Annotated in this window: 8 protein-coding genes and 1 pseudogene; 7 read left to right on the top strand and 2 right to left on the bottom strand. The window is 45.2% G+C overall.

Going from position 1 to position 10,000, the window contains the following annotated elements; all coding sequences use genetic code 11:
* Together LDL40_RS03800 and LDL40_RS03795 are read right to left on the bottom strand one after the other, a co-directional pair.
* Positions 1-538 (bottom strand): annotated as a pseudogene (locus LDL40_RS03800) (polyphosphate kinase 1); the annotation flags it as partial.
* Positions 539-653: 115 nt separating this feature from the next.
* Complete coding sequence (locus LDL40_RS03795) at positions 654-1,154, bottom strand: ACT domain-containing protein (RefSeq protein WP_300993785.1); 501 nt, start codon at positions 1,152-1,154, stop codon at positions 654-656.
* 307 nt (positions 1,155-1,461) lie between these two features.
* Here LDL40_RS03795 and LDL40_RS03790 point away from each other — a divergent pair, with 307 nt between their 5' ends.
* The 7 genes from LDL40_RS03790 to LDL40_RS03760 all read left to right on the top strand — a co-directional run.
* Positions 1,462-2,409, top strand: coding sequence for a PstS family phosphate ABC transporter substrate-binding protein (locus LDL40_RS03790; RefSeq protein WP_300993786.1), 948 nt, complete (start codon positions 1,462-1,464; stop codon positions 2,407-2,409).
* Between the two features lie 188 nt (positions 2,410-2,597).
* Entirely contained in the window at positions 2,598-4,886 is a 2,289-nt protein-coding gene (locus LDL40_RS03785) for an ABC transporter permease subunit (RefSeq protein ID WP_300993784.1), read from the top strand.
* A gap of 15 nt (positions 4,887-4,901) precedes the next feature.
* The gene (pstA, locus tag LDL40_RS03780) at positions 4,902-6,581 is read left to right on the top strand and encodes a phosphate ABC transporter permease PstA (RefSeq protein WP_300993782.1); all 1,680 of its coding nucleotides are present in this window, start codon (positions 4,902-4,904) and stop codon (positions 6,579-6,581) included.
* An 86-nt stretch (positions 6,582-6,667) separates the two neighbouring features.
* Positions 6,668-7,480 (top strand): phosphate ABC transporter ATP-binding protein PstB, encoded by an 813-nt coding sequence (gene pstB, locus LDL40_RS03775; RefSeq protein WP_300993781.1) that lies wholly within the window; start codon positions 6,668-6,670, stop codon positions 7,478-7,480.
* A 146-nt stretch (positions 7,481-7,626) separates the two neighbouring features.
* Positions 7,627-8,337 carry a phosphate signaling complex protein PhoU gene (phoU, locus tag LDL40_RS03770; RefSeq protein ID WP_300993780.1) on the top strand — a complete coding sequence of 237 codons (711 nt, stop codon included), beginning with the start codon at positions 7,627-7,629 and terminating at the stop codon, positions 8,335-8,337.
* Between the two features lie 151 nt (positions 8,338-8,488).
* Positions 8,489-9,163: a TIGR00153 family protein gene (locus tag LDL40_RS03765; protein WP_127025682.1), complete on the top strand. Its 675-nt coding sequence runs from the start codon at positions 8,489-8,491 to the stop codon at positions 9,161-9,163.
* A 19-nt stretch (positions 9,164-9,182) separates the two neighbouring features.
* Positions 9,183-10,000, top strand: an 818-nt coding sequence (locus LDL40_RS03760; RefSeq protein ID WP_300993779.1) for an inorganic phosphate transporter, incomplete at its 3' end; no start/stop codon positions are given.

Raw genomic sequence — 10,000 nt, 5'->3', positions numbered from 1 at the left:
CGTATTCCGCTTTGTTCGCCCCTGTCATCTCCACCATCAGGTAAGTGGCGTTGTCTTCTAAATGCTTGGCCAGTTTGACTTCTTCAGCGGACAGAATGATAGGAGATAAATGCCGTTGTATTTCACTGCGGTAAAAACTTCTGGCCCACTGCGCCTGGGCATCGGTCAGCTTAAAGTTGTCAATGAGTTCAATATTGTGTTTGCGTAATTCCTGCTGCAAGTCGTCATAAATTTTATTAAAGCGCTCGCCAAGCTTCAGCACTATATGTTGAATATCATGCAGCAATTGTTCTGCATCTTCCTGTTCATCAGCATGGTATTTTTTAAGCAGGATCCGGCGTTTGACGTCAGCGACCCTAACCCGGAAAAACTCATCCATGTTATTGGAGTAAATACCTAAAAAACGTAAACGCTCAATCAAAGGGTTACGCTCGTCCGCTGCTTCCTGCAACACACGGCCATTAAATGACAGCCAACTTAATTCACGGGGAAAATAATTCGTATCGCTCACAGTATGTATTAGCTCTGTAATGACCATAACGCGCTCCTGATCGGGTTTGGGAGCTACTCTATGGCAGTTTTATGACAGACTGATGAAAGGATCAAGAGCTTGATCCTTCGTTTGCATCAATATTTTAAAGTGAATGCCGGTTTTAGTGGTCAACGTCAACTACTACGTCCGATGCTATGGCTTCCAACGCCTTCACGACCTCATCTTTATTGAGTCCTGCGGGCAGTTCAACAGTGGCTATCGCATGGAAAAGTGGCACCCCCCAGTTTGGAGCGCTTTGTTGGGAGCTTTCAAAATGAATAATATTTGCGCCCTTGTGTTTCATCACGCTGGATAACTCCCGGACTATGCCAGGTCTGTCATTGCCGGTGATCACAAATTGCAATTGTTTATCCGGATGTACTTCGGAGTTTAAACCTTGCTGAATTTTAATATCCAGATCAGACATGCGCTCCAGTTCTGTTGTCAGCGCAAACACATGCTCTTCAGGGACTTCCAGTTGTAATATGCCCGCAAAATACCCACCCAAATGGCTCAGGTTACTGGCCATCCAGTTGCCATGATGGCTGCCGATCACTGTGGCAAGTTGTTCTACTAAACCAGCTTTATCCTGACCTATTACAGTTAATATCAACTGCTTCATCTTACTTCTCCTGGACAGATCAAATTTGATAAAAAGTGAAAAGAGCTTAAAAAAACAGTGAGTTAGCCAGACTCGGCTTCCCCCATTGTAGACCTCTGGCTGGTTTTTGACAGTCAAGTCGTCGCAATTCTCCCCGCAAAATCAAAAAAAATAATAGCGGTCAAAATATGTTCTGCTGTTTCGTCATATTAGTGTCATATTTCTTTCTTATGATAACCCACAGAAAACAACCTGAACCACGAACAGACATTTCGTCTGTTGTGAGGAGAGCAACGTGAAAGTAGCAAAGTTATTAACTTCATTAAGTCTGATTGCAGCGGCTTTAGGTCTGACAGCTCAGGCGGCCATTATCGAAGCTGACCCTAAATTGCCAGCTTATGTAAAATCTACTGGTGTTTCAGGCAACATTTCCAGCATTGGTTCTGATACCTTAAACAACCTGATGACCAAATGGGCTGAAGAATTCCGTAAGCAGTACCCGAACGTAAATATCCAAATTCAGGGTGCTGGTTCTTCTACTGCTCCTACAGCTTTAACTGAAGGCACATCAAACTTTGGCCCTATGAGCCGTGCGATGAAGCCATCGGAAGTGCAGGATTTCGAAGCCAAGTACGGCTACAAACCAATGGCTATTCCGGTAGCTATCGACTTATTAGCTGTGTACGTGAATAAAGACAACCCGTTAAAAGGTCTGACTATTGCTCAGGTGGATGCAATTTTCTCTGCAACCCGTAAATGTGGCTATAAAGAAGATGTGACACGTTGGGGCCAGTTAGGCATGGAAGGCGCGTGGGCGAATCGTGATTTCACTGTATATAGCCGTAACGCTGTATCTGGTACTTACGGTTACTTCAAAGATGTGGCTTTATGTGGCGGCGACTTTAAATCCAGCATCAACGAACAGCCTGGTTCTGCTTCAGTAGTGCAGGGTATCAGCGAGTCTATCAATGGTATTGGCTACTCAGGTATCGGTTATATCACATCAAGCGTACGCGCTTTACCTTTAGCGAAGAAAGAAGGTGAGCCGTTTTATGCACCCAATGCAGACCACGCTTTAGATGGTAAATACCCATTATCACGTTTCCTGTACGTTTATGTGAATAAACACCCGAACAAAGAAATGCAGCCTTTAGAGCGTGAGTTTGTTCGCTTCGTGCTGTCAAAAAATGGTCAGGACGTTGTAGCTCACGACGGTTACGTGCCAGTACCAGCTACAGTAGCTGCTAAAGCTCTGGCTGACTTAGGCATCAAGTAATATAGTCTGTTCGACACAAGGCACCTTTATGGTGCCTTGTTTGTTTTGTCATGTTAGGCATCGACTTAGGATGCTGATTTCGATTTGTAATGTGTCATTTATATGACAAAAAACCACTCTGTAATATTTCCGTCATAAAACTCTACTATAGTTGCCAACATCTTAAAGTAACTGGTGGTATCGCAACTATGCACTCAACCCATCTAAGTCAGCAGTCTGCCGGTGATTCACCGCGTTCTTTGCTGCCAACTGGAGAACGTCGGGCCCGATTAAGGCGCTGGCGTGCTATCAAAGATAAAATCTCTAAATACGGTATCAGCTTTGCCGGCATCAGCGTGGTGCTGGCTTTCGCTACTATATTTGTTTATTTGTTTTCTGAAGTGGGGCCACTATTTTCCTCTGCTTCTGTGGAGCAAAAAACCAGTTATCAAAGCCCTGCGGCTCAGCCTTTGCACACCAGCATTGAACGTTACGGTGAAGTGGGTTTGGTCGTAACGCCGGATGCTAAGCTGGAGTTTTTTAATGCTGACACTGGTGAAGTAAAGCAGCAGGTACAGCTGAACTTACCAGCGGGCGCGACAGTGACGGCTTTTGGTAAAGCTGACCCACGCACTGGTACCATTATTTTGGGTTTATCCAATGGTCAGGCGTTAATCGCCAAGCATGAGTATTTGTTGAGTTATCCTAATGATAAGCGTCAGGTTAATCCAAAAGTCAGCTTTCCTTTAGGTGAAGCTCCTGTGCAGGTGGATGCACAAGGCCAGGCTTTGTTAGCTGTCGCCATTCAGGAAAAAGACGAAAACCGGATGCTGAGTGCTTACACTGCTGATGGTCGTTTAGTGCTGTCGAATATGGTGGCTGAGACTGTATTCCTGACGGGCGAAACCACAGTAGTCCGCACTGATTATACCTTGCCGGATGCCCCGTCATCTGTCGGTAAAATTTTGATTGATAACACTTTCCAGAATTTGTTTGTCTCAGACAAAGCTGGCCACATCCATTATTACGCTATCAACAACCCAGAGCAGGCGCGTTTAATACAAAGTGTTAATGCTGTTGCTTCAGGTGCACAAGTTACCGCTATGGAATTTCTGGTGGGTACCGTGTCTTTGGTGGTCGGATCATCTACAGGCGAGCTGAGCCAGTGGTTTTTAGTGCGGGATCAGCACAATAACTTCGATTTAAAACAAATCCGTGATTTTGAGCAGCAGCCTGGTGCTATCACTCAGATTGATGCCGAGTACTCGCGCAAAGGTTTTATGGCGATAGACGACAAAGGTTACTTAGGTATCCACTATGGCACTTCTGCACGCACTTTGTTTCTGGAGAATTTTGATGATGGCCTGATGGCGAAGAAAATCGCTATATCGCCTATTAACACTAATTTCCTGATGCTGGACGACAAAGGTCAGATGCATAAGTTTGAACTGGAAAATGCTCACCCTGATGTGTCTTACAAAGCACTGTGGAACGAAGTCTGGTACGAAGGTCGTGATGAGGCCAAATACATTTGGCAGGCTTCTGCAGGTTCTGATGAGTTTGAAGCTAAAATGAGTATGGTGCCACTTGCCATTGGTACTTTAAAAGCGGCCTTTTTTGCCATGTTATTTGCAACACCACTAGCCATTATGAGCGCTATTTATGTTGCTTATTTTATGACGCCGGTTCTGCGCGGCAAAGTGAAGCCTACTATTGAAATTATGGCGGCTTTACCTACAGTAATTTTAGGTTTCCTGGCAGGTTTATGGCTGGCACCTTTTATTGAAGAGTACTTAAGCGCCGTATTTGCCATTTTACTGCTGATGCCTTTTATGATGTTGGCTGCAGCTTATTTATGGCGCTATATGCCTGAATCTGTCCGCAACCGTTTTGGTTTAGGCTGGGAAGCGGCGTTTTTAGTACCTGTGATTATTCTGTTTGGTTACCTGGCGATCAGTGCCAGCCCAATGATCGACAACACCTTTTTTGATGGCAGTTTACGTCAGTGGTTTACCGATAACGGCATTAATTACGACCAACGTAATGCGCTTATTGTAGGTATAGCCATGGGTTTTGCTGTTATTCCTAATATTTTCTCTATAGCGGAAGACGCAATTTTTAACGTACCACGCCACTTAACCCAGGGCTCCTTAGCTTTGGGCGCTACGCCATGGCAAACCATGGTAGGTGTAGTGTTGCCAACAGCAAGTCCTGGTGTATTTGCCGCGGTGATGGTGGGTTTTGGCCGTGCTGTGGGTGAAACCATGATAGTACTGATGGCTACTGGTAACAGCCCAGTGGTGAACTTTAATATCTTCGAAGGTATGCGTACTTTATCCGCCAATATTGCGGTTGAGCTTCCTGAAACAGCAGTAGGCAGCACTCACTTCCGTGTCTTGTTCCTGGCTGCGCTGGTGCTCTTTGTCTTTACCTTTGTATTTAATACCCTCGCCGAAGTAATACGGCAGCGTTTACGTCAACGCTTCAGCAATCTGTAATTAAGGGGCACTTTGATGAAATCTTTATTTGGCGTAAGGGCCTGGTTCAGATCGGGGACTCCCTGGATTTGGTTAAACGCTGGCGCCATCGCTTTGTGTCTGGTGATGGTGGTGGGTGTGTTAGGTTTGATTGTGGTGCGTGGTGGCAGTCATTTCTGGCCAGCGGATTTGCATCAGACGGAATGGTCACCTGAATCTGGTCAGAAGAAAATGATCATGGGTGAACTGGTTCGCTCTGAAACTGTGTCTGCTGTGATGTTACGTGAGTCAGGCGCGACAGTGCCGGCTGAATTGGAAGCCGTAACCCGTTATTTGGTGAAGGTGGGCAACCGTGATATTTATGGCCGGGATTTCTCCTGGTATATGGACTATGAAATCAGCGGTTGGACAGTGCCAGAAGGCACCATAGCGCTGGAGCGGCGTGAACGTGGCAACTTTTATGGTTTCCCGCTGAAGTTAAGTGAAGGCGACAAAGTTATTGCAGAAGGTCCGGCCATGTGGCCAGAACTGCTGCAACGGGTTGAGCGCGCTAACACTATCTTTCAGCAAATGAAAGATATCGAAAAGAATGACATCAGCCGTATTAACAACCAGATTGAAAAATTACGTTTGACTGAACGTCGTCTGGTGCTGGATAAAGCCTCTGACGCTGAAATGGCAGAGTTTAAAGCTCAGGCTGCTGCTGAGAACAAAGTTCTGAACGACGAATACGCTGTGATCCAGCAAAAGCTGGACCAATTACGCGCAGAGTCAAACCGGGACAGCTTAGTGGCTCGTTCAGCTGAAGGCCGTGAAGTGACTATTTCCCTGGCGAACATAGTGCACGCCTATGCACCAAATGATATGTCAGTGTGGCAAAAGACAACGCATTATTTCAAAGGTATTGCTAACTTTTTGACCGAAGAACCACGCGAAGCCAATACTGAAGGCGGCATTTTCCCGGCCATTTTTGGTACTGTGACTATGGTGATTTTAATGGCAATCATAGTGACGCCTTTTGGTGTGCTGGCTGCTATTTACCTGCGTGAATATGCCAAACAAGGCCCACTACTGAAGATCATCCGTATTTCGGTCTATAACCTCGCTGGTGTACCTTCTATTGTTTATGGTGTCTTTGGTTTAGGTTTTTTTGTTTACATCATGGGCGGCAGCATAGATCAGCTGTTTTATCCTGAAGCCTTACCAAGCCCAACTTTTGGTACTCCAGGTTTATTCTGGGCTTCCTTAACGCTGGCCTTATTAACTTTGCCTGTGGTGATTGTTTCGACAGAAGAAGGTTTATCCCGTATTCCAAGTACTATTCGTATGGGTAGTCTGGCTTTAGGGGCAACCAAATCTGAAACTTTATGGAAAGTGGTAGTGCCACTGGCAACTCCGGCTATGATGACAGGTTTAATTCTGGCGGTGGCCCGTGCTGCTGGTGAAGTAGCTCCGCTGATGTTGGTTGGAGTGGTGAAGTTGGCTCCGACTTTACCTATAGATGGCAATTTCCCATTTGTTCATTTAGACCAAAAAATCATGCACTTAGGCTTCCATGTGTTTGATGTGGGCTTCCAGAGTCCAAACGTTGAAGCTTCGCGTCCTCTGCTTTATGCCACGGCTCTTGTCCTGGTGTTATTGATTGTGGTGCTGAATATGGCTGCTATTTATATGCGTAACAGATTACGTGAGAAATACCGCAGCGACGCCGATTAGAAAGCCCATGGCCTGCATTGCAGGCCTATGAAGACCTGAATGCAGAAGCCAATTTCGCAGACCAAATTCATAGAATGGTAATGAAGATGAATCAAGATAAATTAACAGCTCCACCCGTAGAAACCGAATTGAAACTGTCGGACGAAAAAATCAAACTTCAGGTGAACGACCTGAAGCTGTACTACGGTGATGCTCTGGCATTAAAAAACATCAATATGACAATACCGGAAAAACGCGTGACTGCTTTTATCGGTCCTTCAGGTTGTGGTAAGTCGACCTTATTGCGCTGTTTTAACCGGATGAACGACCTGGTAGATATCTGCCGTATTGAAGGTCAGATTTTAATGGACGGACAGAATATTTATGATCCGAAAGTTGATGTGGCCGAATTGCGTCGTCAGGTAGGTATGGTATTCCAGAAGCCTAACCCTTTTCCAAAAAGCATTTATGAAAACGTAGCCTACGGCTTGCGTTTGCAAGGTGTTAAAGACAAACGTGTACTGGATGAGGTGGTTGAAACCTCATTAAAAGGTGCTGCTTTATGGAATGAAGTCAAAGATCGTTTGCATGACAATGCTTTTGGTTTGTCTGGTGGTCAGCAACAACGTCTGGTCATTGCCCGCGCTATCGCTATTGAGCCTGAAGTCTTACTGCTTGATGAGCCAGCTTCAGCGTTGGATCCAATTTCCACACTGAAAATTGAAGAGCTGATTTATGAGCTCAAAGATAAATACACTATTGTGATTGTAACCCACAATATGCAACAGGCCGCCCGTGTATCCGACTATACTGCTTTTATGTATATGGGTGATTTAATTGAGTTTGATGCCACCAATAAGATGTTTACTAATCCATCGCAGCAACAAACTGAAGATTACATCACAGGCCGTTTTGGTTAACTAATTAACGTCGTACCCAGAGTCATGGAAGTTGCAGTAAGACAATAAACCAGCAGGCCCCTGAATACAAAAGGCAGTGAAACCAGGGGGAAGCAGCAGTCTCAAAGCAGCGTCAGCACGCACTAGGGGTATTGGAGGAGAGCGCGATGGACAAAATGAACTTAACTAAACATATTTCCAGCCAGTTTAATGAAGAAATTGAACAGGTTCGCAACCATGTAATGGCGATGGGCGGTTTGATTGAACAACAGCTGGCTGATGCACTAAACGCCATTGCCGGCAGTGATGCTGAGTTAGCTCGTCAGGTGATTGCCAATGACTTAAAGGTCAACGACTGGGAAATAAAAATTGACCACGAGTGCACCCGTATTATTGCCAAGCGTCAGCCTGCAGCCAGTGATTTACGTTTGATTATGGCTATTATCAAAACCATATCTGATTTAGAGCGTATTGGTGACGAAGCTGAGCGTATTGCAAAAGTGGCATTGGAGTCTTTTAATAGTGCGCAGCAGGATTTGTTGGTCAATCTGGATAATATGGGCCGTCATGTCGCGCAAATGCTGCATGATGTATTAGACGCTTTTGCCCGTATGGATGTCGAAGCGGCATTGGCGGTGCACCGTGAAGACAGAAAAGTTGACCGTGAATACGAGGCCATCACCCGTCAGTTAATGACTTATATGATGGAAGACCCACGTTCTATTCCTAAAATAATGAATGTATTGTGGTCTGCCCGCTCTATGGAACGTATTGGCGATCGCTGTAAAAATGTCGCTGAATACATTGTTTTTCTGGTGAAAGGGAAAGACGTGCGTCATGCGGATGATGAAAAGTTAGAGCAAGACGCCCGTAGTTAAAAAACTACCCGTAAACCTGTCATAAAAGTCTGATAAAACCTATGGTTTATCAGGCTTTTTTTATTACTGCTGTATAAGACGTTTTTATTACATCTTGATTGCAGTACAATGCGCGCCGGTTTTCATTAACTCAACAGCAAGAGGCACACTTATGCCAAATCACTTTTTGGCGGTTTTTGCGAAATCACCAATCAAGCCTTTAGAAGAGCACATCAAAAAGGTATTTGATGCCAGCTTGTTATTACTGCCATTTTTTGACGCAGTTTTTGTAAGGGATTGGGAAAAAGCAGCCGAAGTTCGTAAGGCGCTTGTAGCTTTAGAAAAAGATGCAGACAAATTAAAACGTGATATCCGTGTGCATTTACCACGTGGCTTGTTTTTACCCGTCGACAGAACGGACTTGTTAGAACTGGTATCGCAGCAGGATAAAATTGCTAACAAAGCCAAAGATATCACCGGTCGTGTTTTAGGTCGTGAGTTAGAAATTCCGGCCCCTATTCAGGTCGAATTTAAAGCCTATTTACAGCGTTGCATCGACGCCGTCGAATTGGCCTGTGAAGCCATCAACGAATTGGATGAGCTGCTGGAAACTGGTTTCCGTGGGCGTGAAGTCGATTTGGTGATCAAAATGGTTGAACGTATCGATGAAATCGAGCACGACACAGACCAACTGCAAATCAGTCTGCGCAAATTTGTCCGTAAGGCAGAAGCCGAAATGAATCCGGTTGATGTGATGTTCCTGTACCGCACTTTAGAGTGGGTTGGCGATTTAGCTGATTCAGCCTTAAAAGTAGGTTCACGACTCGAAATCATGTTGGCCCGTTAATTCTTAAGGTAATTCGACGATGGATATTATTTCTCAATACGGCTTATTGCTGATTATTACTGCCGCTGTGTTTGGCTTTATTATGGCCTACGGCGTGGGTGCGAATGACGTTGCCAACGCTATGGGAACCTCTGTAGGCTCTAAAGCCTTAACTCTGAAACAAGCGTTAATTATCGCGGCCATTTTTGAAGCTGCCGGTGCCTGGTTAGCTGGTGGCGAAGTAACCTCTACGATCCGCAGCGGCATAGTCGACGCTGAAGCCTTTAAAGCTGTGCCGGAGTTACTGGTATACGGCATGATTGCTTCGTTGCTTGCTGCTGGTACCTGGTTGTTAGTGGCCACCCATTTTGGCTGGCCCGTATCAACCACTCACTCTATTGTGGGTGCCATTATTGGTTTCGCTTCTGTTGGCGTAGGTATGGAATATGTGCATTGGGATGAAGTCAGCAGCATAGTGGGCAGCTGGGTCGTCACTCCTGTACTGTCCGGTATTCTGGCTTATTTGATCTTTATGAGTGCTCAGCGCTTGATTTTTGATACAGATAATCCATTGGAAGCTGCAAAAAAATACGTGCCTTTTTATATGGTATTTGCCGCGTTTATTATGGCGTTTGTGACTGTAACCAAAGGTTTAAAGCACGTTGGCTTAAAGCTGAGCACAGGCGAAGGTTTGCTGTTATGTCTGGGAATTGCTTTGTTTGTTGGTCTGATTGGTAAAATTGCTATCAGCCGCCTGAAAATCGACCCGGAAGCAGACAAAGAAATGCACTTTAATAACGTTGAGCGCATTTTTGGCATCCTGATGGTATTTACAGCCTGTTGTATGGCCTTTGCACA

It is taken from the genome of Rheinheimera sp., assembly GCF_020217005.1.
In the GTDB taxonomy this organism is placed as follows: Bacteria; Pseudomonadota; Gammaproteobacteria; order Enterobacterales; family Alteromonadaceae; genus Pararheinheimera.
This window is presented reverse-complemented; position numbering and strand designations above follow the sequence as displayed.

Coding starts and splice junctions, on each gene's coding strand:
- LDL40_RS03765 (WP_127025682.1), top strand. CDS start 8,489: ATGCCAAATCACTTTTTGGCGGTTTTTGCGAAATCACCAATCAAGCCT.
- pstB (WP_300993781.1), top strand. CDS start 6,668: ATGAATCAAGATAAATTAACAGCTCCACCCGTAGAAACCGAATTGAAA.
- phoU (WP_300993780.1), top strand. CDS start 7,627: ATGGACAAAATGAACTTAACTAAACATATTTCCAGCCAGTTTAATGAA.
- pstA (WP_300993782.1), top strand. CDS start 4,902: ATGAAATCTTTATTTGGCGTAAGGGCCTGGTTCAGATCGGGGACTCCC.
- LDL40_RS03785 (WP_300993784.1), top strand. CDS start 2,598: ATGCACTCAACCCATCTAAGTCAGCAGTCTGCCGGTGATTCACCGCGT.
- LDL40_RS03795 (WP_300993785.1), bottom strand. CDS start 1,154: ATGAAGCAGTTGATATTAACTGTAATAGGTCAGGATAAAGCTGGTTTA.